At 62.9% G+C, this 24,558-nt stretch carries 20 protein-coding genes and 1 tRNA gene; 12 read left to right on the top strand and 9 right to left on the bottom strand.

Annotation, left to right across the window (positions count from 1 at the left end; all coding sequences use genetic code 11):
• Window positions 1-456: 456 nt before the first annotated feature.
• On the top strand, window positions 457-960 hold the full coding sequence (locus VGH41_RS19915) for a GNAT family N-acetyltransferase (protein WP_331599249.1): 504 nt from the start codon (window positions 457-459) through the stop codon (window positions 958-960).
• Between the two features lie 94 nt (window positions 961-1,054).
• Here VGH41_RS19915 and VGH41_RS19910 read toward each other — a convergent pair whose 3' ends face one another.
• Both VGH41_RS19910 and VGH41_RS19905 read right to left on the bottom strand, forming a co-directional pair.
• A complete protein-coding gene (locus VGH41_RS19910; RefSeq protein ID WP_331599248.1) occupies window positions 1,055-1,516 on the bottom strand; it encodes a copper chaperone PCu(A)C in 462 nt (153 codons plus the stop codon).
• A gap of 28 nt (window positions 1,517-1,544) precedes the next feature.
• On the bottom strand, window positions 1,545-2,210 hold the full coding sequence (locus VGH41_RS19905; RefSeq protein ID WP_331599246.1) for an SCO family protein: 666 nt from the start codon (window positions 2,208-2,210) through the stop codon (window positions 1,545-1,547).
• Window positions 2,211-2,576: 366 nt separating this feature from the next.
• On the opposite strand from VGH41_RS19905, the gene otsB reads away from it, so the two are divergent.
• Together otsB and otsA are read left to right on the top strand one after the other, a co-directional pair.
• The gene (otsB, locus tag VGH41_RS19900; protein ID WP_331599245.1) at window positions 2,577-3,326 is read left to right on the top strand and encodes a trehalose-phosphatase; all 750 of its coding nucleotides are present in this window, start codon (window positions 2,577-2,579) and stop codon (window positions 3,324-3,326) included.
• 52 nt (window positions 3,327-3,378) lie between these two features.
• Entirely contained in the window at window positions 3,379-4,875 is a 1,497-nt protein-coding gene (gene otsA / locus VGH41_RS19895) for an alpha,alpha-trehalose-phosphate synthase (UDP-forming) (protein WP_331599244.1), read from the top strand.
• A gap of 158 nt (window positions 4,876-5,033) precedes the next feature.
• On the opposite strand, the gene VGH41_RS19890 is transcribed toward otsA, so the two are convergent.
• On the bottom strand, window positions 5,034-6,869 hold the full coding sequence (locus tag VGH41_RS19890) for an ABC transporter ATP-binding protein (protein WP_331599243.1): 1,836 nt from the start codon (window positions 6,867-6,869) through the stop codon (window positions 5,034-5,036).
• 711 nt (window positions 6,870-7,580) lie between these two features.
• On the opposite strand from VGH41_RS19890, the gene VGH41_RS19885 reads away from it, so the two are divergent.
• Window positions 7,581-8,645, top strand: a complete 1,065-nt coding sequence (locus VGH41_RS19885) for a glycosyltransferase family 4 protein (RefSeq protein WP_331599242.1) — start codon at window positions 7,581-7,583, stop codon at window positions 8,643-8,645.
• 242 nt (window positions 8,646-8,887) lie between these two features.
• A complete protein-coding gene (locus VGH41_RS19880; protein ID WP_331599241.1) occupies window positions 8,888-9,721 on the top strand; it encodes a hypothetical protein in 834 nt (277 codons plus the stop codon).
• 140 nt (window positions 9,722-9,861) lie between these two features.
• Here the strand turns inward: VGH41_RS19880 and VGH41_RS19875 are convergent, their stop codons facing one another.
• Window positions 9,862-11,757: an ABC transporter ATP-binding protein gene (locus tag VGH41_RS19875; protein ID WP_331599239.1), complete on the bottom strand. Its 1,896-nt coding sequence runs from the start codon at window positions 11,755-11,757 to the stop codon at window positions 9,862-9,864.
• Window positions 11,758-12,090: 333 nt separating this feature from the next.
• Window positions 12,091-12,456, bottom strand: coding sequence for a hypothetical protein (locus VGH41_RS19870; protein WP_331599238.1), 366 nt, complete (start codon window positions 12,454-12,456; stop codon window positions 12,091-12,093).
• Here VGH41_RS19870 and VGH41_RS19865 point away from each other — a divergent pair.
• The 3 genes from VGH41_RS19865 (at window position 12,445) to serC (ending at window position 16,435) form a co-directional block, all read left to right on the top strand.
• On the top strand, window positions 12,445-13,866 hold the full coding sequence (locus tag VGH41_RS19865; RefSeq protein ID WP_331599237.1) for a class I SAM-dependent methyltransferase: 1,422 nt from the start codon (window positions 12,445-12,447) through the stop codon (window positions 13,864-13,866). The two genes, VGH41_RS19870 and VGH41_RS19865, sit on opposite strands and share 12 nt — an antisense overlap.
• 206 nt (window positions 13,867-14,072) lie before the next feature.
• Window positions 14,073-15,314, top strand: coding sequence for a RimK family alpha-L-glutamate ligase (locus tag VGH41_RS19860; RefSeq protein WP_331599236.1), 1,242 nt, complete (start codon window positions 14,073-14,075; stop codon window positions 15,312-15,314).
• 26 nt (window positions 15,315-15,340) lie between these two features.
• The gene (gene serC / locus VGH41_RS19855; protein WP_331599235.1) at window positions 15,341-16,435 is read left to right on the top strand and encodes a 3-phosphoserine/phosphohydroxythreonine transaminase; all 1,095 of its coding nucleotides are present in this window, start codon (window positions 15,341-15,343) and stop codon (window positions 16,433-16,435) included.
• A gap of 190 nt (window positions 16,436-16,625) precedes the next feature.
• Here the strand turns inward: serC and VGH41_RS19850 are convergent.
• The 4 genes from VGH41_RS19850 to VGH41_RS19835 form a co-directional block, all read right to left on the bottom strand.
• Window positions 16,626-16,700, bottom strand: a tRNA-Val gene (locus VGH41_RS19850).
• 48 nt (window positions 16,701-16,748) lie between these two features.
• A complete protein-coding gene (gene dnaQ, locus VGH41_RS19845) occupies window positions 16,749-17,483 on the bottom strand; it encodes a DNA polymerase III subunit epsilon (RefSeq protein WP_331599234.1) in 735 nt (244 codons plus the stop codon).
• Between the two features lie 62 nt (window positions 17,484-17,545).
• Entirely contained in the window at window positions 17,546-17,992 is a 447-nt protein-coding gene (gene rnhA / locus VGH41_RS19840) for a ribonuclease HI (protein WP_331599233.1), read from the bottom strand.
• Window positions 17,989-18,804 carry a class I SAM-dependent methyltransferase gene (locus tag VGH41_RS19835; RefSeq protein ID WP_331599231.1) on the bottom strand — a complete coding sequence of 272 codons (816 nt, stop codon included), beginning with the start codon at window positions 18,802-18,804 and terminating at the stop codon, window positions 17,989-17,991. The genes rnhA and VGH41_RS19835 overlap by 4 nt, the downstream gene beginning before the upstream one ends.
• A 19-nt stretch (window positions 18,805-18,823) precedes the next feature.
• On the opposite strand from VGH41_RS19835, the gene gloB reads away from it, so the two are divergent.
• From gloB to carA, 4 genes are all read left to right on the top strand, one after another.
• Window positions 18,824-19,615: a hydroxyacylglutathione hydrolase gene (gloB, locus tag VGH41_RS19830; protein ID WP_331599230.1), complete on the top strand. Its 792-nt coding sequence runs from the start codon at window positions 18,824-18,826 to the stop codon at window positions 19,613-19,615.
• 154 nt (window positions 19,616-19,769) lie between these two features.
• Window positions 19,770-21,470 (top strand): transglycosylase SLT domain-containing protein, encoded by a 1,701-nt coding sequence (locus tag VGH41_RS19825; RefSeq protein ID WP_331599229.1) that lies wholly within the window; start codon window positions 19,770-19,772, stop codon window positions 21,468-21,470.
• A gap of 191 nt (window positions 21,471-21,661) precedes the next feature.
• Window positions 21,662-22,909, top strand: coding sequence for an MFS transporter (locus tag VGH41_RS19820; protein ID WP_331599228.1), 1,248 nt, complete (start codon window positions 21,662-21,664; stop codon window positions 22,907-22,909).
• A 425-nt stretch (window positions 22,910-23,334) separates the two neighbouring features.
• Entirely contained in the window at window positions 23,335-24,489 is a 1,155-nt protein-coding gene (carA, locus tag VGH41_RS19815) for a glutamine-hydrolyzing carbamoyl-phosphate synthase small subunit (RefSeq protein WP_331599227.1), read from the top strand.
• Window positions 24,490-24,558 lie beyond the last annotated feature (69 nt).

Here is a 24,558-nt window from a genome sequence, read left to right as displayed (position 1 = left end):
CGACCGGCAGCAAATACCGAATAACGGCGGCCCAGCACAGAATTTCCTGATTCTGCTCAATAGCGCAGCCATGCAATCGGTCAAGTCCGCCATTACTTTCTGATCACGGCGTTTGCGAAATCAGGCAACCCCTCGGAATTCAACATGCTGGTCCCGCCCATCCCCGCCAACGAAACTGCCCGACTTTGAAGACGCTTCGATTGCCGAACTGCCTGGCGCGGCGGATTCAGCCATGTACGCCAACAAACGGGCCGCGAAGGCACAGGCAGGGCAGCGCGCCTGAGCGGGCATCTGCCGGGTGGCCAGCCGCCGGGTGGCCAGCCGCGCCTCTGACCCCATGACTCAAACGTTGCGACGGGACCTGAATACCGTCGCGACGTAGCCGTGTGCCTTTGCGCGCGGCATAATTCCTCTTCCACCGCCGCTCGGGCGAACCCCTTTTTTGACGTTTTTCCCATGAATAAGCCGCAGCACGCCGCAGCCAGGCCGAATCCGCAGTTCGAATGGCGCTGGAAACCGTTCGAGAACCTCACCGCTGGCGAGGTCTACGCCATGCTGGCAGCGCGCAGCGAAGTGTTCGTGGTCGAGCAGAATTGCGTGTACGGCGACATTGACGGTCTCGACGCCCAGGCATGGCATCTGTTTGCGTTCGGTTCACCGAGTGCGGATGAAACGCCGCTGAAACTGGCCGGCTATCTGCGCGTGCTGCTGCCGGACCAGACGGATTCCGACATCCGCATTGGCCGCGTGCTCACCACGTCTGGTTTTCGTGGCATGGGGCTGGGCAACAAGATGCTGGAACGCGCCCTCGGGCACATTTCCGCGCAATGGCCCGGCATACCGGTTCGCTTGCATGCGCAGGCGCATTTACAGGGCTTTTACGGCGCGTTCGGCTTTGCGCCGGTCTCGGATGTTCACGACGAAGACGGCATCCCGCATGTCTGGATGCGCTCGGCCTGAATCCGGTTTCTTTCGGTCCGCTTTTCTCTGTCCGCCGCATGGGCGCTCCCAGGTCTGGTCTGGCGCATGCGCCGTCGCGGCGACAGGCGCGTTTCTAGTTCGTCTGCGCGGGCGATTTGACGGCGAACGGCGTGTTGAGCGTTTCGCCGTCGGAGAACTGCAGTTTCAGATGCACGGTATCGCCCGGTGCGATCTTGTGCTGCGCATGCTCCAGCATCACGTGATACCCGCCCGGCGCAATCGCCACCTGGCCGTGCGCGGGTACCGTCAGCCTGTCGACCATCACCATCTGCTGCGTAGAGCCGCTCGACACCGATTGATGCAGCATCGCACCACCGTAGTCGTCGCTTGAAATGTCGGTGAGATCGATCGGCTTGTCGCTCGAATTGACGAGCGTCACGTAGCCGGCAGCGGGCAGGTCGTTCGGCAGCCAGCGCACCCATGCATGCTGGGCGCTGATCGCCTGTGCGCCCGCTGCTTCGGCACTGGCCGCCAGACTGAAGGAGAGGGTGAGGGCGCAGCCAAGCGTTACGAGCGATTTGAACTTGATGGTCATGTGCAAACTCAGGAGAGAGCGAAAATAGTCAGGACTGTTCTTCAATGATACGACGCAGGTCGGCGGCGATGACGTCGGGCGTGTCGTGATCGGTGGCGAGCAGGCGCGCGCGGCCTTGCGCATCGAAGACATAGACGGCGGAGCTGTGCGTGACTTCGTAGTTGCCGCCCGGATCGCGCTTTTCCATCTGATAGGCGACCCGGTAGTGGCGCGCGAGCGTTTCGATCTGCGCGTCGCTGCCCGTCAGGCCGACGGCGTGCTGGGCATCGAAGGCGCCGACGTAATCGTGCAATGCTTTCGGCGTGTCGCGCGCCGGATCGACGGTAATGAAAAGGATGCGCACCTTTTGCGCGTCGGGGCCGAGCTTCGCGATTACCTGCATCAGCCGCGCCATGGTTTCAGGGCAAACGTCCGGGCAATGCGTGTAGCCGAAATAGACGAGCGAGGTGTCGCCCTTGAAGCTCGCGCCGGTGACGGGCTTGCCGTCGTCGCGCACGAGCGAAAAGTCGAGATCCGGTAGATGCCCGCGCACATTGGTCAGATGCCAGGGCGCTTCCTCGTGCGTGCAGCCGGCGAGGGCGCCAAGCGTCACGCAGAGCGCGAGCAGCGCCGGTAGGCCGGCACGCCGCGGGCGCTGCGACGGCGTTTCCGGTCGAACCTTCCGGCGCGAATATCTGGGGAACCAAGCAGGCATCTCTCACTCGTTTGAAGACTGGGTCGTCGCAAGACGCGTCTGCGGGATGGCGCTGACTCGCTGTACGCGCCCGCAGCGCCAGCGTGGCTCGGACTGTATCGCAATTCGCCCTGGCTCGTCATACGCGCTCTCAAAGGAGCACTATGAGGGGCGAGCGAACGGCGGCGCCTGAAAGCAGTCTGAAGCCGGATCGTGCGGATTTTGCACGGATTGCTCAGTGTCCGGCGGCCTGCTTGCCATGCCGCCGTTGCACTTAGCCTTACTTTCCCGAAAAATAGAGGGGCGCGCGCCCTATCGTACGCATCCTCATGCGCGAACCGAGCGCACACTTTTGCGGCTGCGAGAGCTGAAAGGCAAGATAAAACGATGCAAGCACTTCCGGCTGTTCTGTCTCCCGGTGAGACGGCATTTTTCTTCGATTTCGACGGCACCCTGGTCGAACTGGCGCCCACGCCCGACGGCGTCGTGGTGCAGCCCGAGGTGATTCCGCTGCTGACTGAATTGCGGCGCCTGACGAACGGCGCGGTTGCGGTCGTGTCGGGCCGCGGCATCGAAAGCATTGATGGCTTCCTCGGCATGCCCGATCTGCCGATTGCCGGCCTGCATGGCGCCGAACGGCGCGACGCGAACGGCGACACGCAGCGCATCGGCTTTAACGACGAACGGCTTCTGCGCATGGAACAGGTGTTGGCCGAGGTGGTCAACGCCAATGCCGGCATGCTGCTCGAGATCAAGGGAGCCGCGCTCGCGCTGCACTATCGCAACGCGCCGGATCGCGAAGCGGTGGCCCGCGAAGTCACCGGGCGGCTGGTGGCCGACTATCCGGGTGCCTATGTGTTGCAGCCCGGCAAGATGGTCTACGAGATCAAACCCAAGGACGTCGACAAGGGCCGCGCCGTGCGCGCGTTTCTCGACGAGCCGCCGTTCACGGGCCGCAAGCCGGTCTTCGCCGGCGACGACCTGACTGACGAGAAGGGCTTTGCGGTCGCCAACGAACGCGGTGGCGTGTCGATCAAGGTCGGCCCGGGCGACACGGTTGCGCGTACGCGGATCGAATCGGTGAGTGCGTTGCTCGCGTGGCTCGAGTCAATCGTCACGGCGGCGCACGGCGCATGATGACCGCGCCGCATCACTTCATCTCGACGGTCCTGCACGGAAAGCGCGTTTCATGAGCCGACTGATTATCGTATCGAACCGGGTCGCACCGATCTCGGAGGGCGGACCGGCGGCAGGCGGTCTTGCGGTTGGCGTCTACGACGCGCTGAAGGAAACCGGCGGCATGTGGTTCGGCTGGAGCGGCGACGTGCTCGCGTCCGGACAGCCGCAGATCAAGGTCGAAGAGCGCGGACCCGTGACCTTCGCCACCATTGGCCTGATGCGCCGGGACTACGATCAGTACTACCGGGGTTTCTCGAACGCCACCTTGTGGCCTGCGTTCCACTATCGCGCGGATCTGCTGCAGTATCACCGGCACGACTTCGAAGGCTATTGCCGGGTCAACACGTGGCTCGCGCAGCAACTCGTGCCGCTGCTGCGCGACGACGACGTGATCTGGGTGCACGACTATCACCTGATCCCGTTCGCCCAGGCGCTGCGCGCAGCGGGGGTGAAGAACCGCATCGGCTTTTTCTTGCATATTCCGTTTCCCGCATCGCAGGTGCTGCTGGCGGTGCCGCCGCATCGTGAGCTGGTCGAGGCGTTGTGCTCGTTCGACTTGCTGGGGTTCCAGACGGCGCCGGATCTGCGCGCGTTCTGCGACTACATCCAGAACGAGGCGGACGGCACCGTGGAGGCATCGGCCAAGGGTCCGAGCGTGGTCCACGCGTTCGGCCGGACGCTGCGTGCAGCGGCTTATCCGATTGGCGTCTATCCGGATGAAATCGCCGAACTCGCCAAAGCCGGCGAGCGCGGCAAGCCGGTGCGCACCATGAAAGCCACGCTGCATTCGCGCAAGCTGATCATGAGCGTGGACCGGCTCGATTATTCGAAAGGTCTGGTGGAGCGCTTCCGCGCCTTCGAGCGCCTGCTCGAGCACACGCCAGGGCAGCGCAACAAGGTGTCGTTCCTGCAGATCGCGCCGCCGACGCGCGCCGACCTGCACGCCTACCAGGACATCCGTTTGCAGCTGGAAGGCGAATCGGGCCGCATCAACGGCCGCTTCGCCGAACTGGACTGGGCGCCGATTCTGTACATCCATCGGCAATACGAGCGTTCGGTGCTGGCCGCGCTGTTTCGTACCGCGCACGTCGGCTATGTCACGCCGTTGCGCGACGGCATGAACCTGGTGGCGAAGGAATATGTGTCGGCGCAGGATCCGGAGAATCCCGGTGTGCTGGTGCTGTCGCGTTTTGCGGGTGCCGCGCAGGAACTGGATGGCGCGCTGATCGTGAATCCGGTGGATATCGACGGCATGGCCGAGGCGCTCGCCAGGGCGCTCTCCATGCCGCTGGCGGAGCGCCAGGCAAGGTACCGCGACATGATGGTGCAATTGCGCGAGAACAACGTGTCGGTGTGGCGCGATAACTTCATGCGGGATTTGCAGGCGGTGGGCAGCAAGGCGGCCGTGAAGGCCGTTGCGAAGGCCGGCGTCAGGTCAGCCGGGGTCAGGAAGGCTGGCGCGGGCAAGGCCGCGCGCCGTCTGGTGAAGGAGCCGCTGGCGGGATGACGGACACGCTGACGAGCCACTGAGCCACTGAGCCGCCGCGTTGCAGTCGCCGGGCGAAAAAAAAGCCGCTTCGAGAATTCTCGAAGCGGCTTTCTGCTTGATGGAGACGCATTATCCGTTTGTCGGTTGCCGCCCACGGCCTGAGCAGCCGCGCTGTTCTAAACCACGTGCTGCTCGTCGACCTTCTTGCCGCCAACATGCAGCGTCGTGCCTTTGCCGTATTGCTTGGCCAGCAGGTCGCGGTACAGGCCCGGACGGTTGCGCAGCTCTTCCGGGCTGCCGTCGTCGACCACCTTGCCCGCGCTCATCACGATGATCCGGTCAAAACTGTTCAGCGTGGACAGCCGGTGTGCAATCGCCACCACCGTGCGTCCCACCATCAGCCGGTCGAGCGCCTTCTGGATGGCCTCTTCAGATGCACTGTCGAGCGCCGAGGTCGCTTCGTCGAGCAGCAAAATGGGGGCGTTCTTCAGAATGGCGCGTGCAATTGCGATGCGCTGGCGCTGGCCGCCCGAGAGCTTGACGCCGCGGTCGCCGACGATCGTGTCGTAGCCTTCCGGCATGGCCTCGATGAAGTCCGAGCAACGCGCTTCCCGTGCCGCCGCGAGCACTTCGTCACGGCTCGCCTCAGGGCGGCCGTAGGCGATGTTCTCGTACACAGTGCGATGGAACAGCGCGATATCCTGCGGCACCACCGCGATGGCGTGGCGCAGGCTGTCCTGGGTGATGGTGCCGATATCCTGGCCGTCGATCTTGATCTGGCCGCCTTGCGTCTCATAGAAACGCTGCAACAGCGCGAGCACGGTGGATTTGCCTGCGCCGGACTTGCCGATCAGACCGACGCGCTGGCCCGGCTGAATGTGCAGGTCGAAGTGGTCGAGAATCGGGCGACGGCGCGGATACGCGAATGTGACGCTCTCGAAGTCGATGCGGCCCCCTTGCGGCACCAGTTCCACCGCGTCCGAGCGATCCGGCATGCCGTGCGGTTCGAGCAGGGTGCGCACTGCTTCAGCGAGCCGTGCAACGTGCTGGGTGACGTCCACCAGCGCGACGGCCAGGTCGCGCGTGCCATGCAGAATCGTGAAGCCGAGCGAGCTGACCAGCACGATGTCGCCCGACGTGGCGCGGCCGTGGTCCCACAGCCAGAGCGCCCAGCCCAGCAGGCCGGCCGACAGCATCGCGGTGATGACCGCATGCAGCAGACGCAGCTTTTCGAGGTAGAGCAGGCTTTGCTGGCGCGCGTCCATCTCCGCCTTCACGGTGGCGCCAAAGCGCGCCTGTTCGCGAAAGGTCATACCGAAGGCGCGCACGAGGCCCATATTGCTGATGACGTCCACCAGTTCGCCGTCTACCGAAGCCGCCTTGGTGGCGAAATGATGATGGCGCGCGGAGCCGCGGCCGGCCAGCTTGTACAGCACGACCGAGAGGATTGCCGAACACAGCATCAGGCCGCCCGCCATCAGCGGATTGACGGCGATGATCATGACAATGGCGCCCAGCACCGCAATGCACGGCGGCAGCACGTTCCAGGCGGTGGTGTTCTCAGCTGTGTACACCGCGTTTGAGGTTGCCGTGATGCGGCTGGCGAGCATGCCGGGCTGCTTTTCGGCGTAATACGTGGGCGAATGGCCGCTCAGGTACTGGAACAGATCGCGCCGCAGGTCGCCCGTGACGGCCACGAAAGTGTGCGCGGCGACCCAACCGCCGACCCGCCAGAGCAGGTTGTCGGCGGCGATCAGTCCGACGAGGATCGCAAACGCGCCCCACAGCGGGCCGGGATGATGCCGGCCTTCGCCGAGCACGTCGATCAGGTGCTTGATGGCGTATTGAGAGGCGAGCGCACAGCCCACGGCCGCGAATACGCTGCACAGGACGATCGCATGCGCGAGCGGGTGGCGGCGAATATAGCGAAAAAGAAACGCAAGCGGCTTATGCGCATAGCTCGCGAGCTTTGCGTTTTCGGCGTTACGCTGGGCGATGGTGAGATGTTCCAATTGATCGTGTGGTCGGTGTGTTTCAGGTTATGTCATGCAACTGCATGGGCCACGGGGAGCATCGCCACAAGAGGCGGATGCTTCGCATTGTAAACACGCAAAAGCCATTCCGCCGTGTTCGGACGGCAACGAGACGCGACTGATTTCGCGATAGGCATCCGCAACATCTCTTTGCTGGACCACGGCGTACCCGTGTGGTTCATGCGAATTGCGGAATAGTTTCGAGATATAATTACAGATTGCATTCAACGCGGGGTCAAGCGCTGAAGTGCAACATACCGGACCATTCCGGCGTATCACAGCGGGAACAAGTTGCAAGAAAAGAGCCTTACGGCCCCGCGCCGAGGCCAGCCCTTACTGTAGAACTGTCTTATAAAACAAGGGTTTGCAAAGTGTTTCGGCTTTGTAACAACGTAAAGTGTTTGAAATGTTTGCCGCCCTGTGAGGCTGCGGGCTCGCATAATGCAGGCTCGGTCGTCCCACGAAATTCTGACAGTTTGTCAACGAGTCTGGAATATGTGCGTTTAAGGCACATGTACAGCCTGGTGACGATGATCAGTCTGGGCATCCTTACCAAGCGATCCATCGCAGGATTTCTCGAAGAAACAGGCCAGTGCCGGCAAGCCGCCAGCGCGACGCCAGGCGAGCAACGCGAGTCGCTTTTAACAAACCGCAGTACTTTTGCCTGATTTTTTACGAGGAGTTCTCTTTATGCGAATCGCTCAAATCGCTCCGTTGCACGAGGCGGTTCCCCCCAAGCTGTATGGTGGAACGGAACGGGTGGTGTCCTACCTGACCGAAGCGCTGGTCGAACAGGGACATGACGTGACGCTCTTCGCGAGCGGCGATTCGCAGACCTCCGCGAAACTCGAAGCATTCTGGCCGCAGGCACTGCGCCTCGACCCGACCATCCGCGACGTGATGGCTCCGCACATGCTGTTGCTGGAAGAAGTGCGCCGCCGCGCCGATGAATTCGACGTCCTGCATTTCCACATCGACTATTACCCGTTCTCGCTGTTCGCGCGCCAGCCGGTGCCGTTCCTGACCACGCTGCACGGTCGCCTGGACCTGCCGGAACTGCAACCCATCTTCAATACGTTCAGCGACGTGCCGGTCGTGTCGATCTCCGACAACCAGCGCATCCCGCTGCAACAGGCCAACTGGCTGTCCACCGTTTATCACGGTCTGCCGGAAAACCTGCTCACGCCGATCAAGGACGTGAAGCCGGGCTACCTGGCCTTCCTCGGCCGGATTTCGCCGGAAAAACGTCTGGACACGGCCATCCGCATTGCCGAACAGGCCGGCATGAAGATCAAGGTTGCCGCCAAACTCGACAAGGCTGACCGCGCTTACTACGACGAAGTCATCAAGCCTTTGATGTCGCTGCCGCACGTCGAGTACATCGGCGAGATCAGCGAAGCAGAAAAGACCGAATTCCTCGGCAACGCCCATGCGCTGCTGTTCCCGATCGACTGGCCGGAGCCCTTCGGTCTGGTGATGATCGAAGCCATGGCGTGCGGCACGCCGGTGATCGCATTCAAGCGCGGTTCGGTGCCGGAAGTGATCGAAAACGGCGTGTCGGGTTTCGTCGTGGAAGACGAAATCAGCGCTGTCGCGGCCGTCAAGCGTCTGCACACCCTGCCGCGTGAAACGGTGCGCAAGGCGTTCGAAGCCCGTTTCTCGTCGAAGGTGATGGCGCAGAACTACGTCGCTTCGTACGAAGAACTGCTGCGCCAGAAGCGCCGCACGGTGCTGCGCGAAGTCAACGCAAGCTAGGCGGCCGCCGCATAAGGCCGCCGTCGCGCGGCCGTTTGACCGTGCTGACGGCTGGTTGAGAGCCAACAACGCCCCGCGTGTAGCACACACGCGGGGCGTTGTTGTATGCGCGCCGCGCATTTGAGGCGGTTGCTGTCGAAAGTAGGGATTTGAACGCGGTCCGCGTGAGCCGTCTCCGTAATATCCCTATAATGGCCGTGCCGCAAATTTGGCTGCGGCGTCGTCAACGACAGGAGGATGCCTTGGCGAGAACGAAAGAGACGCGTGCGAACGCGGCGCCCGGCGCCGGAACGATTTTCGCGTTGCGTGCCATCGGTCTCGTGATTCTGGCCCGATGGCTATTCTCGATGTCGGGGATGGATCTCGTCGCGTCGCTGTCGGCCATGGCGTCCTCGCCGTGGGCCTGCATCAATCTTGTCTTCCTGTTTCTGCTGATTTTTCTGCCGGGCGCGCGCGCCCAGGCCGAGCGTCCGTTTCATCCGCTGCCGCAATGGCTGCGCCAGGCGCTGCGGCTGTTCGCTTTTCTCGGTTTCGTGTTCGCGCTCTGGTCGGTCGGCGCCTTTGTCTGGAGCGCCGGCGTGCGCCGCGCCGCGCACGCCGTGGCGGCCACCAACGGCTGGCTGCTGGCGGCGCCGGCGCTGTATGCAGCCGTGCTGTGGATCTGCCGTCCGCGGGCGCTGTGGCGAACCAATGTCGCGGCGCGCCGGTTTGCGATCGGCCGCTACGCGATTGCGCTCGATGCCACCACGCGCACCGTGATCGTCTGGGTGGAAAGCCGCAAGCTCGGCCAGTACGACGCGCGTGAGCTGTCAGTGCGTTGGCTCGACGGACCGGCGGGGACGCCGCCCACCCCCACGCCTGTGGCAGCGGGCGACGTGCAGGGTTTCACGACATCGGCCGGGCCGCACGCCGTGGCGCAGGCTGGCTGGCTGCATCGGCGGCCCAAGGTCGAATTGCTGTGGGATTCGCCGGCGGCGGCGGGGCATAACCGTCAGACGGTGTTCCGCGCGGCGCTCGCAACGGAAGGCGACCGTGTGGCAGCGCGGGCGCTGGATACCTCGCTGAGCCAGGCGTAACGGCGCTCTTGCGCGGTCTGATATCCCGCGGCACGTACAGACAAAAGAAGAGGGCCGACGTATCGAAACACGTCGGCCCTTCGTCTTTTTAGAGCGTGTGCGCCGTTAGCGGATGCGCCGCACGCCTGCTTCCCTGCACGTTACTTCGTCACCAGCATGGCCGAGTCGTCCAGCTGATCCGCTTGCCCAACCGGATCCGCCTTCCCGCCAACCGCTGCGAGCGGTACATCGGGCTCGGACAAGCCCTTGATCAACTCAAGCGCCTGCCGTTCGAACAGTCTGCGGTACAAGCCGTTCTCGAGCTGGATCAGCGCGTCGTGGCTGCCTTCCTCGACAACCTTGCCCTTATCCAGCACCAGCAGCCGGTCCAGCGCGCGAACCGTCGACAGCCGGTGCGCGACGACGAGCGTGGTGCGGCCGACCATCAGCCGTTCCATGGCCCGCTGGATCAGCACTTCGCTTTCGCTGTCCAGACTCGACGTGGCTTCGTCGAGGATCAGGATGGGCGCGTCCGCCAGGAAAGCGCGCGCGATGGCGACACGCTGGCGCTCGCCACCCGAGAGCTTGACGCCGCGCTCACCCACCAGCGTGTCGTAGCCGTCCGGCAAATCCACGATGAAGTCGTGCGCGCTGGCCAGCTTCGCCGCCCGTTCGATCTCCGCGCGGCTCGCACCCGGACGCGCATACGCGATGTTCTCGGCCAGCGTGCGGTGAAACAGCACGGGCTCCTGCTGGACGATCGCAATCTGGCTGCGCAAGGACGCCTGGCTCACCTGGGCGATGTCCTGCCCGTCGATCGTAACGCGACCCTCCGTGATGTCGTAGAGCCGCTGGATCAGCTTGATGAACGTCGTCTTGCCCGAGCCCGAATGTCCGACCAGCCCCACGCGCTCGCCCGGCGCAATCCGTACGGAAAAGTTGTCGTAGAGCGGCGTGGCAAGCGTGCCGTAGTGAAACGTCACGTGCTCGAAACGGATCTCGCCCTTGCCGATTTTGATGGCGCGCGCGCCGGGCTTGTCGTCAATGCCGAGCGGCTGATTTTCCAGCGACACCAGTTCTTCCATGTCGTTGACCGAGCGCTGCAGGTTGCGGATATGCATGCCCACTTCGCGCAGATAGCCTTGCAGCATGAAGAACATCGTCAATGCAAACGTGATGTCGCCGACGCTCGCCTTGCCGCGCGCCCACAGCAGAATGGCCGTGCCGAGGATCGACGCCTGGATCAGCACCAGCATGCCGCCTTGTACGCCGCCGTTGATGGTGCCGCGCTGCCACGTACGACGGGTGCGATGGCGCCACTTGTCGATGATGCGCGCGAGCAGCACTTCCTCGCGCGTTTCGGCGCCGAATGCCTTGACCACGGCATTGCAACCCACGGCATCGGCAAGCGCGCCGCCCATCTTCGTGTCCCACGCATTGGCCAGACGCGCGGCCGGCGCGACGAAGCCGAGCGACAGCACCACCGTTACCGCGATGTAGATCACCGAACTGATACCCACGACCGCGCCCATCAATGGCCAGCGCAAGCCGAGCAGCACGGTGGAACCGACCAGCATGACGAGCGACGGAAATAACGCGATCAGCAGCGTGTCGTTGAGGATGTCGAGCGCCCACATGCCACGCGTGATCTTGCGCACCGTCGAGCCGGCGAAGCTGTTGGCGTGCCAGTCCGTCGAAAAGCGCTGCACGCGATGAAACGCGTTCGAGGCAACTTCGCTCATGATGCGCAGCGTCAACGCGATGATGTTCATATACACGCCCTGACGAAGCAGCGTGCCGCCGATGCCGAGTCCCGCCAGCAGGCAGAACGCCTTGATGGCATCGTGCCATGCAGCCGGATTGCTGGCCGGACCTGAGGCGATGGCGTCGACCAGCCAGCCGGCGAACATCGGCGTGAGCACGTCGGCCAGCGCCGCGAGCAGGGCGAATCCCATCACGGCGAAGATGCGCCAGGGTTGTTCGGCCCAATGCCGAACGGTAAAGCTGAGGACGTCCTTGAAGGCTTGTCCGCGAAACTTAAGTTTTTTATTAGTCATATGTCACGGCCTGGGGACGCAGGGACCCCGGGATTCCAGTCAGGAGCAAGAGGAATAGACAGCCGTAGCGCGCCAGAAATGACTGGCAAACAACAGGCAATGGACCGTCTGGAAATTGCACAGGCTTGCGTAACGGCAGACCTGTTTGAAGCGACGCTCTAACGAAACGTTAAGGTCGCGAGGCCACGTTTAGGGTGGCAACTTGCATGTGAATCATGTGATGCCTCCCTTAAGTGATGAGTGAAGTGAAGACTGCGGAACCAACTTTAATCTGGACTGAAGCCAGAGGTCCAAATATATCTGTGCTTTGTGGCAGTTGCAAGTACTTCAAAATCAAAGTTGCTGAGCCGATACGGCGGCGCGCAGATAGATGCGCGCGCAACGAGTTTCGCGAGCCCGTCGCCGTATGCGCTTTGGGAAATTTTTGCGTCCGCTGCGCCGCGCCGGTATCGTGTGGGCGATATCGCCGGACGTGCTGTCCGGCTGATGCGCGGACATCCGCGAAGACATTAAGGGCGAGAACACGTGAGTGATGGAAATGCGGGAAGCGTTGATGATATTGCGTACACATTCGGCTATTGCGACGAGCTGAATCCGCTGCGGATCAAGCTTGCATTGCTGCGCGCGGGCGTTGCCGTTCCCGCGCTGCACACGGCTTGCGAACTCGGTTTCGGGCATGGTGTGAGCATGAATATTCACGCGGCCGGCTCGGCAATGCGCTGGTACGGCACGGACTTCAACGCGTCTCATGCGCGCTTCGCGCAGCGGCTTGCGGAGGGTGTCGGATCGCAGGTGCACGTGTGCGCCGAAAGCTTTGCGCAATTTTGCGCGCGCGACGATTTGCCGGAATTCGATTTCATCGGCATGCATGGAATCTGGACCTGGGTTTCGGAAGAGAACCGTAAGGTGATCGTCGACTTTCTGCGACGTAAGCTGAAGACGGGTGGCGTGGTGTATCTGAGCTATAACACCCCGCCCGGGTGGGCCGCGATGATGCCGCTGCGCGATTTGATGAACCTGCATTTCCGGCAGGAAACGCTATCTGGCCCGGATGAAGCTGGCGCAGCCGACACGGCTGCGGGCGAGACGCGCGTGCATGCCCGCGTCAAAGCCGCGCTCGAGTTTGCGCGGCAAGTGTTTGCCACGCAGCCCGGCTACGCGCTGGTGAATCCGATGCTGGCGGATCGGCTCGATGCGTTGTCGCGCGAGAACCCTCACTATCTCGCACACGAGTATTTCAATCGCGACTGGCAACCCGTCTCGTTCGCCGAGGTTGCCGGGTCCTTTGATGCGGCGGGTTTGCACTATGCGGGTCCGGCGGACTATCGCGATCAGATCGACGAGATCAATCTGACGGCCGCGCAACGCGTCATGCTGGAAGGCATCGCGGATCCGGGCCTGCGCGAAACCGCCCGTGATTTCTGCGTGAACCGGTCGCTGCGACGCGACTATTGGATCAAAGGCGGGAGCAAAGAAGGCGTCAACAACCCGCGCGTGCTCAGTGACGACGAGCGGCAGGCGGCACTGCGCGCGCACCGTGTGATTCTGGCGTTGCCAAGAGCAGCGGTAGTGCTGAAAGTGCGCGGCGCGCTCGGCGAGATGAAGCTGCCCGAGACGTTGTACGGTCCCGTTCTCGATGTGTTGGCCGATCATCGTCCGGCGACGCTCGGCGAGATCGCGGCCCGCGTTCAGGACCGGGGCATCGCGCTCATGCAGGTTGTCGATGCGGCGACCTTGCTGATCGGCACGGGGGTTCTTCTCAATGCGCAGGACGATGCGCAGATCGACACTGCCAGACCGCTTGCGGACAGATTGAACGCGTCCATCTGCGAGCAGGCCAGATACGACGACAAGGTTCACTTCCTCGTAAGCCCGGTGTCAGGGTCAGGCGTCGCCATGCCGCGTCTGGCGCAACTCTTCCTGCTGGCGCGACTGCATCAGTTGCAGCAACCTGCGCAATGGGCCGCGTTCGCTGACACGGCATTGCGTGCGGCGCCACAGGCCGCGCACGTGCCATCCATGGACGATCTGATCGCGAAAGCGAGCCGCTTTGCGCAGATTCATCTGCCGGTGCTGCGAGCGCTCGGCATCGCCGCCTTACATCCGTAAGGGGCGGCGGCGCGCGTCGCGTCGAGGTTCTTCACCTGCCGCACCATTCATGTGAATAGGCGGCAGTCTGCCCCTCTTCTCGCCTCATTGCCCAAAGACCAGCCCGGGTAACCTTGATCAAGTGCTAGATCCCGCGTCTTGCGTCGACGTTCTGCCGCCTGGGCGCGCCACGGCACACTTACACACTTAATCGAAGCGTCCCATTCATGGATATTGCTCAGACAGGGCTCAGCGCGTCGCCTGCGCCATCGCCGGCGTATCAGCCGCTTGGCCTCGCCAGGTTGCTGCGCGCGGCCACGGCGGGCGAGGACCTGACCCAGCTCGGAGAGCGGCTGCTCGAACATACCCAGCGCCACGACGATCCCTATGCGTTGCTGGATTTCGCGCTCGTACTGGAACTCAAGTATCAGAAGCCGTCGGCACTCGCGGTTCAGGGGTTGGCCCTTCAGATGAACCGGCTTTACCGCCTGAAGAATGCGCGCGCCGTGCCGGCGCCGGTGAAAGTGCTGGTGCTCAAGGCGCCCGGCGATCTGATGACGAACACGCCGTTCGAATGTTTGCTGCAGCGCGCCGATCTGCAGGTCGACGTGTTGTACGTGGACCAGGACTTGCCGCCGGATATCCGCTTGCCTGAGCACGATGTCATCCTCAACGCCGCGTGCGCGCTGGACCATAACGCCGACGCGCTGGCTCGCATTGCCGCGCTAACCCATGGGCACGAGCGCCGGGTGCTGAACCGCCCGGAACGAGTCGCCCATACGACGCGCGATGCCGCTTATGCGCTGTTGGGCAAGGTGCCCGGCATCTGCATGGCGCATACCGTGCGTCTGCCGCGTGAGCGCGTGCTGGAAGCCGCGGCGGGCGCATTCGATCTTTCCGAAGTGGTGGACGGACGTTATCCGTTCATCGTGCGGCCGGTGGGCTCGCATGCGGGGCAGGGGCTCGTGAAAGTGTCCGACCGGCATGAACTGGCTGCGTACCTGGAAGGCTCGCAAGTTCCGGAGTATTACGTCGCGCCGTTCATCGACTATAGCGATGCGGATGGACTGTTCCGCAAGTACCGGATCGTGATGATCGACGGCAAGCCGTTCCTCTGCCACATGGGCATCTCGAGCCAATGGATGGTTCACTATCCGTACCCGGAAATGATTGGGCATCCTGAACGTCGAGTGGCGGAAGCGGACATGATGGCGACCTTCGACGCCGATTTCGCGGTGCGCCACCGCGAGGCGTTCCGCGCCATCGAGGCATTGACGGGGCTCGATTACATCGGCTTCGACTGCGCCGAAACAGGCGACGGCCGTTTGCTGATCTTCGAAACGGCCACCGCAATGGTGGTGCACGACATGGACGACCCGGCCATGTTCCCGTACAAGGCGCCGCAGATGCAGATCGTCTTCGACGCGTTCTACGCCATGCTGTGCCGCGCGGGCGCGCGTCCGAATTAAACGAACCGATGACCGGTCAAGGAACCATGAAATCCAACACATTGAATTTTTCCGGTGGTCCGGGCGCGCTGCCGGAGTCCGTGCTCGAGATGACGCGCGAGGCGATCGCCGCGTTGCCGGACACGGGCATCTCGGTGCTCGGCATGAGCCATCGGTCGGACTGGTTCAAGTCGATCCTCGATGAAGCCGAGGCGAACCTGCGCAGCCTGCTGGGTCTTTCCGACGATTACGCGGTGACCTTCATGCAGGGCGGCAGCAGCCTGCAGTTCGCGATGATTCCGATGAACTTTGCGACCAAAGCCTATGCGCCGCCGGAATACGTGGCGTCGGGCTATTGGAGCGGCAAAGCGATGTCCGAAGCCGCGAAAGTCAGCGCGATGAAGGTGGCCTGGGATGGACACTCGGCGGGGTATCGCCGACTGCCCGATCTGCATGGGTTGGATATTTCGCCTTCGGCTGCCTATCTGCACTACGTCTCCAACGAAACCGTGGAGGGCTTGCAGTTTCCGGATATCGAGCGTGAGATGCCGGTGCCGCTGATCGCGGACATGTCGTCGGACTTTCTGTCGAAGCCGTGCCGCCCGGAATTGTTTTCGATGATGTATGCGCACGCGCAGAAGAACCTGGGTCCGGCCGGCGTGACGGTGGCGGTGATCAAGCGTGATTTGCTGGAACGGATTCCGGATGGCTTGCCGGCGATTCTCGACTTCAACACGCATGTCACGCACGGCTCGAACTACAACACGCCGCCGGTGTTCGCAATCTATGTGCTGACGCTGATCAGCCGCTGGCTGCGCTTCGAAGTGGGTGGTTTGCAGGCGATGCAAGGCATCAACGAAAGGAAGTCGCGCCGGCTGTACGAAACGCTGGATACGTTAGGCGATGCCGTGAAGATTCACGCCGATCTGCCGTGGCGCTCGCAGATGAATGTGGCGTTCACTTTCGGCGACAAGCGTCTCGACGAGGCGTTTATCGCAGAGGCGCGTGAGCACGGTATTGTCGGGCTGGAAGGGCACCGCTCGATCGGCGGACTGCGCGCGTCGCTGTATAACGCGGTGACGGAGCAGGCGGTGGATAAGCTGATCGACGCGCTGACGGAGTTTAGCTTGCAGCGGGCTTGAAGTTCGAAGGTAGCCGGATTGAAAGACGGGTGACATGCGGTGGCGGCGTGTCGCCCGTTTTGTTTTTTGCAGGCCAGGTTTGGCGAATGCTGCGCCCGCGATTGAATCCGCAAGCGCGAACCTGAGCGGCAACGAAAAAGGCCCTGAGACTTTCGTCTGAGGGCCTTTTATCTTGCGGGTCACCCGAATCTGGTGGGTGGTACAGGGATTGAACCTGTGACCCCTGCCGTGTGAAGGCAGTGCTCTACCGCTGAGCTAACCACCCGAAGAGCTGTGCATTATGTCAGAGCTTTTTCGCTTCGTAAAGTACTTTTTAAGCGGTTTGCTCATCGACGGCAGGAGCCGGTTCGAGGCGCCACACGCTGGTGCCCTTGATCGCCTTATCGAGGCCGTCGAGTACTGCCTGGTGCGCGGCGATCTCTTCGTCACTCGCGACGATCACCGGCAGATCGAGCGAGCTGAGCGCGACGCGCGGTGCACTGTCGTGGCCGCCTGCCGAAGACTCGCCGAGCATGTCGATGACGAGGCTCTCCTGGCCGCGCGTCATGGCCAGGTAGACTTCGGCGAGCAGCTCCGAGTCGAGCAGTGCGCCGTGCAAGGTGCGATGCGCGTTGCTGATGCCGAAGCGGTCGCACAGCGCATCGAGCGAATTGCGCTTGCCTGGGAACATGGCCTTGGCGCGCACCAGCGTATCGATCACTTCACCGCAGTGCGAGCTGAACGGCGGCAGCCCGAGCAATGAAAATTCGGCGTCGAGAAAACCGATATCGAACGGCGCGTTGTGGATGATCAGATCCGCGCCCTGCACGAAGTCGCGCAGTTCGGCGGCGATTTCCGCGAACTTTGGCTTGTCGCTCAGGAATTCGGTGGTCAGGCCGTGGACCGCCAGTGCGCCCGGATCGCTATCGCGCTCCGGGTTGATGTAGAAGTGCAGATTGTTGCCCGTGAGCCGGCGGTTCACCAGTTCGACCGCGCCGATTTCGATGATGCGGTCGCCGGTGCGCGCATTCAGGCCGGTGGTTTCGGTATCGAGGATGAGTTGACGCATGTCGGATTAGCCCGCTCTGGAAATTGGCGTAAGAAGAAACAGCATGCAAGTGCAAGGGCGCATCAGATTTCCGCCAGCGTCGCGACGCCGCGATTGGCGAGCGCATCGGCGCGCTCGTTCTCCGGATGTCCGGCGTGACCCTTGACCCAGCGCCATTCGATTTCGTGCTGCTGGACGAGCGCGTCGAGCCGCTTCCACAGGTCCGCATTCTTCACCGGCGTCTTCGCCGCGGTCATCCAGTTTTTCTTTTTCCAGCCGTGGATCCACTCGCTGATGCCTTTTTGCACGTACTGCGAGTCGGTATGCACGACCGCCTTGCACGGCCGCTTCAACGCTTCAAGCGCGGCTATCACGGCCATCAGTTCCATGCGGTTGTTGGTGGTGTTCGCTTCGCCGCCGAACAGCTCTTTTTCCTGCGCGCCGAAACGCAGCAGCGCGCCCCAGCCGCCGGGGCCCGGATTGCCCTTGCAGGCGCCGTCCGTATAGATATCGATAAATTCGGAAGTCATTTTCTGTGGTTGCGTGTATTCGGAGTGGCGGCAGGGGCGAGGCCCGCCGCGAGGACGGGCTTTTTCACCTTCAGCGGGCCCACCAGACGCATGCCGCGCACGCGCTTGATGGCCTTCACCATATAAGTGGCGCCGAAGATGGGCCACCAGCGGTCGCCGGCGGCTTCCATGAAGCCGTAGCGCGCGAGCCACTGGTCGCTGACGAGCGGCGGACGATAACAGCCGAAGCGGCCGCGTTCAAGGTCGAAGCCGAGCAGTTTAATCCAGTCCTTCAACCGCGTGAACGCAATCAGGTCGTGCGCGGCCGGCACGAACGGCCGGCCGGTCATCTTGCCGACCGATTGCCGCGCGCCCCACAGCGACAGCGAATTGAAGCCGAGGATGATCAGCTGGCCTTCGGGCATCAACACGCGTTCGGCTTCGCGCAATAGGCGGTGCGGATCGCGGGTGAACTCGAGGGTGTGCGGCATCACGATCAGATCCACGCTCTGTGCTTCGAACGGCAGGTCGAGCAGGTCGCACCACACCGTGCTGCGGCCGGCGGGGGCGTGCCGGTCAGCCGGGCCGCTGCCGAGCGCGCGCGGAAACTCATACGGCGCGCTGGCGCCGCTGGCGGCATCCAGCACCAGTCCGCGGCCGGGCATGCGGTTTTCGCGCAGCGCGTCGAGTTGCGGCAGGCCGAGCTGCAGCGCATGGTAGCCGAACACGTCCGACACCACGCGGTCGAGTTGCGCCTGTTCCCATTCGAGCACGTATCGCCCGGGTGGCGAGTCGGTCCAGGCGGGCCAGTCTATAATCGTTCGGTCAGACATATTGAAGATTGCGTCGCCTATGAATTCGCTCGAGTACGTCCCTGTCCCGGCGTTTGAAGACAATTACATCTGGCTCGTGTCGGACGGACACCACGCGGTGGTCGTCGATCCGGGTGAGGCTGCTCCGGTTCGCGCCTATCTGGCGAAACGGGGCTGGCAATTGAGCGCTATTTTACTCACGCACCATCACCAAGACCACGTCGGCGGGGTGGCCGATCTGCTGAATGGCCAGTCTGTGCCCGTCTATGGCCCGGCCGGCGAAGCGATCGAGCATCTGACCTACCGGCTGAAAAGCGGCGATCGCGTGAGCATTGCAAAGCCGGCGCTCGAGCTGAGCGTGCTGGAGGTGCCTGGACACACGGCCGGTCACATCGCGTATTTCCAGGCGGGGGATCCGCGCGGCACGCCCCACGTGTTTTGCGGCGACACGCTGTTCGCATGCGGCTGCGGCCGGCTCTTCGAGGGCACGCCCGCACAGATGCTGAAGTCGCTGGATTCGCTCGCGGCGCTCCCGGGCGCCACGGAAGTCCATTGTGCACACGAATATACGCTGTCGAATATCCGCTTTGCGCTCGCCTGCGAGCCAGGCAATGTGGAACTGCAGGCATGGCGCGACAAAGCCACCGCGCTGCGTGAGCGCAATGTGCCGACACTGCCCACCACGATCGAGCACGAGCGGGCCGTCAATCCGTTCTTGCGGGCCGACAAACCGGCCGTCCAGAGCACCCTTGCCGAGCAGTTGCACGAATCGGTTCCGGATCGTCTGGCGGCTTTTACGCTGATGCGTGAATGGAAGAACCGGTTCCGCTAACTGGCCAGTTAACGGTCATCTTCACCTTGCAGTTCGGAAAAATCTGCCAAGCCTAAGATTTGGCAGAGGTTTTTCGTATATTTCCGATTGACGTAAACCGTTCGCTTTCGTACTATCGGCTGCAAATTCCAGTCCTATGGAAGCCGAGACGTTCATGAGATTTATCTTTAGTGCGTTGTTGGTCCTCATGCTCGCCGCGTGCGCGAGCCAGGGGCCGACGACGATTAGCAACACCACCGCTTCCAATCCTGCCACCCAGCAAGCAGTAGCCGACGCACTTCGCAATACAGCCTCTGCCAAAGAAACGATCAATGTCGATCAAGGCTCCGTCGATCAGTTGACGAGCCCTGACGCCGATCTGTGGGCCCGAATCCGCCGTGGTTTTCAGATGCCTGACCTGCAAAGCGACCTCGTCGACATGCAGGCCAACTGGTATGCCCAGCGCCCGGAATACGTTCAGCGTATGACCGAGCGGTCGCAGAAATACCTGTATCACATCGTCGAGGAACTCGAAGAGCGGCACATGCCGACCGAACTGGCGTTGCTGCCGTTCATCGAGTCCGCGTACAACCCGCAGGCGTTGTCGGTCGCGAAGGCGGCCGGCATGTGGCAGTTCGTGCCCGACACCGGCCGCACGTACAACCTCAAGCAGAACATGTGGCAGGACGAGCGCCGTGACGTGCTTGCCTCCACCAGCGCCGCGCTGGATTACCTGTCGCGTCTGCATGACATGTTCGGCGACTGGCAGCTCGCGCTCGCCGCATACAACTGGGGCGAGGGCAACGTGCAGCGGGCAATCGCCCGTAACGAAGCGGCCGGGCTGCCGACCGACTACCAAAGCCTGCGCATGCCGAACGAGACACGTAACTACGTGCCGAAGCTGCAGGCGGTGAAGAACATCGTGATGAACCCGCAGGCGTATGGTCTCACGCTGCCGTCCATTCCGAACCACCCGTATTTCGTGACGGTCACGACTGCGCACGACATGGACGTGGACGTTGCGGCAAAGCTTGCCAACATGACGCCGGACGAATTCCGGTCATTGAATCCGTCGTTCAAGAAGCCGGTCATTCTGGGCGCGACCCAGCCGCAGATTCTCCTGCCGTTCGACAACGCCAGCGCTTTCGAGCACAACCTGAAGGCGTACACCGGCAATCTGTCGTCATGGACCACCTACACGGTGACGGAGCGCGCCGCGCCTGCAGCGATTGCGCAGAAGATCGGGGTCGACGCCGACACGCTGATGGAAGTCAACAAGATTCCCGCCGGCATGCGTCTGAAGCCGGGCTCCACCATCGTCGTGCCGCGTGGCGACGACAACGACGACGAGGACATCAGCGCCGACGTGGCCGAAAGCGCCGTGCTGGCCATGGAACCCGACGTCCCCGACACGCGCAAGATGCTGATTCGCGTGCGCCGCAAGCAGACGATGGCGGCCCTTGCGGTTCGTTATGGCGTCTCCGTCGGACAGTTGAAGGGCTGGAACCGTACGCATCGCGACCAGGTTTCACCCGGTCAGGTGATCGTGCTGCACGTGCCGGTCGGCAAGGCGCTGCCCAGCGAACCCGGTCCTGAGCGCATCGCCACGAACGTGCAAGGCGGTGCGGTCGAGCGCATTGCCACCCAGGTCACAGACACGAAGAATGATTCGCGCTACAGTAAGAAAAGTGGTCGTGGCCATACCGGCGTCGTGAAGGTGTCGGATTCGGCAGGCAAGTCCGGTAAATCGTCAGAGTCGGGTGCCAGCAAGGGCAAGACTTCGAACACGGCTTCGTCGAGCACGTCCAGCAAGGCGTCAAAGGCTGCGGCGCCAAGCCGCCTCAAGACCGCAGCCAAGACGAAGAAGGGCAATTAGACCAAAGCGGCTCTCACGGAAGTGACCCCATGCGCTGCGGGGGCAGCGCATGAATTGCGCTCCGATCACTTCTCGTTTTTTCGACGCCGTCACCTGTGGTGACGGCGTTTTCATTTAAGGGTTTTTCCGCCCCTTTTTACTCCATTTCCTTTATTGTTCGGGGTTCTGCCTGACCCTGAATCGCATCCCCTATGTCGTCGACCCAGCTTCGCGTTTTCCTGTTGTTCTCAGCAGGCTACTTCGTTTCCTACGTGTTTCGCGGCGTCAATCTGGGCTTCGCTCCGCTCATCACCCATGATCTGGGCCTGTCAGCGGCGGATCTTGGTCTGCTGACGAGTCTCTATTTCCTTGGTTTCGCGGGCGCGCAAATTCCGGCGGGCGTGCTGTTGGACCACTTCGGCGCGCGCCGCGTGACGGCGGCCACGCTGCTGTTTGCCGCCGCGGGAATCTGGGTGTTCGGCGCGGCGCACAGTCTGCAAGTGATGATGCTCGGGCGTCTGTTGATCGGGGTCGGCGTGTCGGTTTGTCTGGGAGCGGCGTTCAAGGCGCTCGCGCAGCACTTCGAAGCGGCCCGGCTGCCGTTGATGAACGGTCTGGTGATGGCGGTCGGCGGGTTAGGCGGCGTGATGGTCGGCACGCCCTTGACCTGGGTGCTGACGTTCGCCGGATGGCGCGCGGTGTGCGCCGGACTCGGCGTGCTGACCCTGGTGGTCGCCGGCGCGCTGTGGACGATCGCGCCGGAAACGCCGCAAACCCATCGCCAGGCGAGCCTCGGCACGCAGTTCAAAGGCACCTTGCACATCCTCAAAAGCGCCGCGTTCTGGAAGGCCGCGTCGTTTTCAGTGGTGACGCAGGGCGTCTTCTACGCGATGCAGTCGCTGTGGGTCGGCGCGTGGATGCGCGACGTCATGGGCCTCGCGCCCCGCGAGGCCGCTGCGCTGGTATCGATTCTCGGCTTTGCGATGATGGCCGGCTGTGTCGGTTTTGGCGCCGCGGCGCGCTCGCTGGAGAAGCGGGGCGTCTCCTTGTACGCCTTTTGCGGGGTGGGAATGGCGCTCTTCGTCCTGACGCAACTGCTGATCATGTTTGGCGCGCCGCTGCCGGCGGGCCTGCTGTGGGCGGCTTATGGCGTCTTCGGCGGCACCGGCATCCTCAGCTATGCGGTGCTGGCGCGGCACTTCCCGGCGCAACTGACGGGCCGTGTCAATACGACGCTCACGCTGATCATTTTCCTGCTGATCTTCGGCTTCCAGATCGGCGTCGGCGCGGTGCTGTCGCTGTGGCCGGCAACGGCCGGAAGATATCCGGCCGCCGCGCACCTCGCCGCGTGGAGCATCCTGGTCGCCTTGCAGGTGCTGAGCGCCATCTGGTACGTATTGCCAGGCCGGGCGCTGGCCAAGCCGGTGCATTTGCAGCCCGAACAGCCATCCGACGCCTGATTCGACCCTCCTCGCGTGACACCGGCGCCAAACCGGTCCGATATCCCGATTCGAGCCTCGCGGGCGTCTGCCAAACAGGCTGAGAACCAGACCGGATAAGCCTCTCGTGCCCCCGGCGCGGCGCCACGCCGCGCCTTTCGGCCATCTCGGATTTGGAAGGGAGGGCAGTTTCGAGCTATAATTCCAAGGTTTGAGCTTATCAACCCGCACCCTAGCGCCTACCTCTCCCACACCGTTCATCCGCCGCGCGCCGCCGACGCACCGCACCCAGCCGATCAGTCCACACAATGGATCCATCGCGCCCTTGCGACGTCTGCCGCGGTACGCGAGCGAGCCTGCGCGCGCATCACGCTGATGCGCCTCGCTGCGGCTCGCACGGCTCGGATAGACAGGTCGGCACAGGGTGTTCCCCCAAGGAGTCTCCCGTGTTGCCGTCTTTTTCTCCCGCTCTGCTCGCGCTCGCCGACGGCACGGTCTTTCGTGGCTACTCGATCGGCGCCCCCGGCCATACGATTGGCGAAGTCGTTTTCAATACCGCTATCACCGGTTATCAGGAAATCCTGACTGACCCGAGCTACGCGCGTCAGATCGTGACCCTCACGTATCCGCACATCGGCAACGTCGGCGTGAACGCCGAAGATGTCGAAGCCACCAAAGTCCATGCCGCCGGCCTGATCATCCGCGACCTGCCGGTGCTCGCATCGAACTTCCGCATGGAGCGCACGCTCTCGCAATATCTGCAGGACGAAGGCGTGGTCGCCATCGCCGGTCTGGACACCCGTAAGCTCACGCGCGTGCTGCGCGACAAGGGCGCGCAAAACGGCGCGATCCTCGCGGGTTCGGACGACGAGGCCAAGGCGATCGAACTGGCGCGCTCGTTCCCGGGCCTTGCCGGTATGGATCTCGCCAAGGTCGTGTCGACCCGGGAATCGTTCGAATGGAAGCAGACCGAATGGCGTCTGGGCGAAGGCTACGGCACGCAGAACGCGCCGAAATACCGCGTCGTCGCATTCGATTACGGCGTCAAGTACAACATCTTGCGCATGCTGGCCGAACGCGGCTGCCACGTCACCGTGCTGCCGGCGCAAGCCTCTGCCGCTGATGCGCTCGCGCTGAATCCGGACGGTGTGTTCCTGTCGAACGGCCCCGGCGATCCGGAACCGTGCGATTACGCCATCTCCGCGACGAAGGAGTTGATCGAACGCGGCATTCCGACCTTCGGGATTTGCCTCGGTCACCAGATCATGGGCCTCGCCGTCGGCGCGAAGACCATGAAAATGAAAACCGGCCACCATGGCGCGAATCATCCGGTGAAGGATCTGGACGACGGCCGCGTCGTGATCACGTCGCAAAACCACGGCTTCGCAGTCGATGCCGCCACGCTGCCCGCCAACGCGAAGGTCACGCACGTCTCGCTGTTCGACGGCACGCTGCAAGGCTTCGCGCTGACCGACAAGCCGGCTTTCTGCTTCCAGGGTCACCCGGAAGCGTCGCCCGGCCCGCACGACATTGCCTATCTGTTCGACCGCTTTACCGCGTTGATGGACACGAAAAAGGCTGGCAATACCGCGGCCGCGTAATGGCGCGCGAAGGACGAAGCGCGAGGCGCTTCGTCCGCGGACAGAACAGAGCGCGCGAGAGCAGCCTGA

This window comes from Paraburkholderia sp. (assembly GCF_036488795.1).
Classification (GTDB): domain Bacteria; phylum Pseudomonadota; class Gammaproteobacteria; order Burkholderiales; family Burkholderiaceae; genus Paraburkholderia.
The sequence above is the reverse complement of the archived record's forward strand: the minus strand, read 5'-3'. Positions and strand labels throughout refer to the sequence as shown.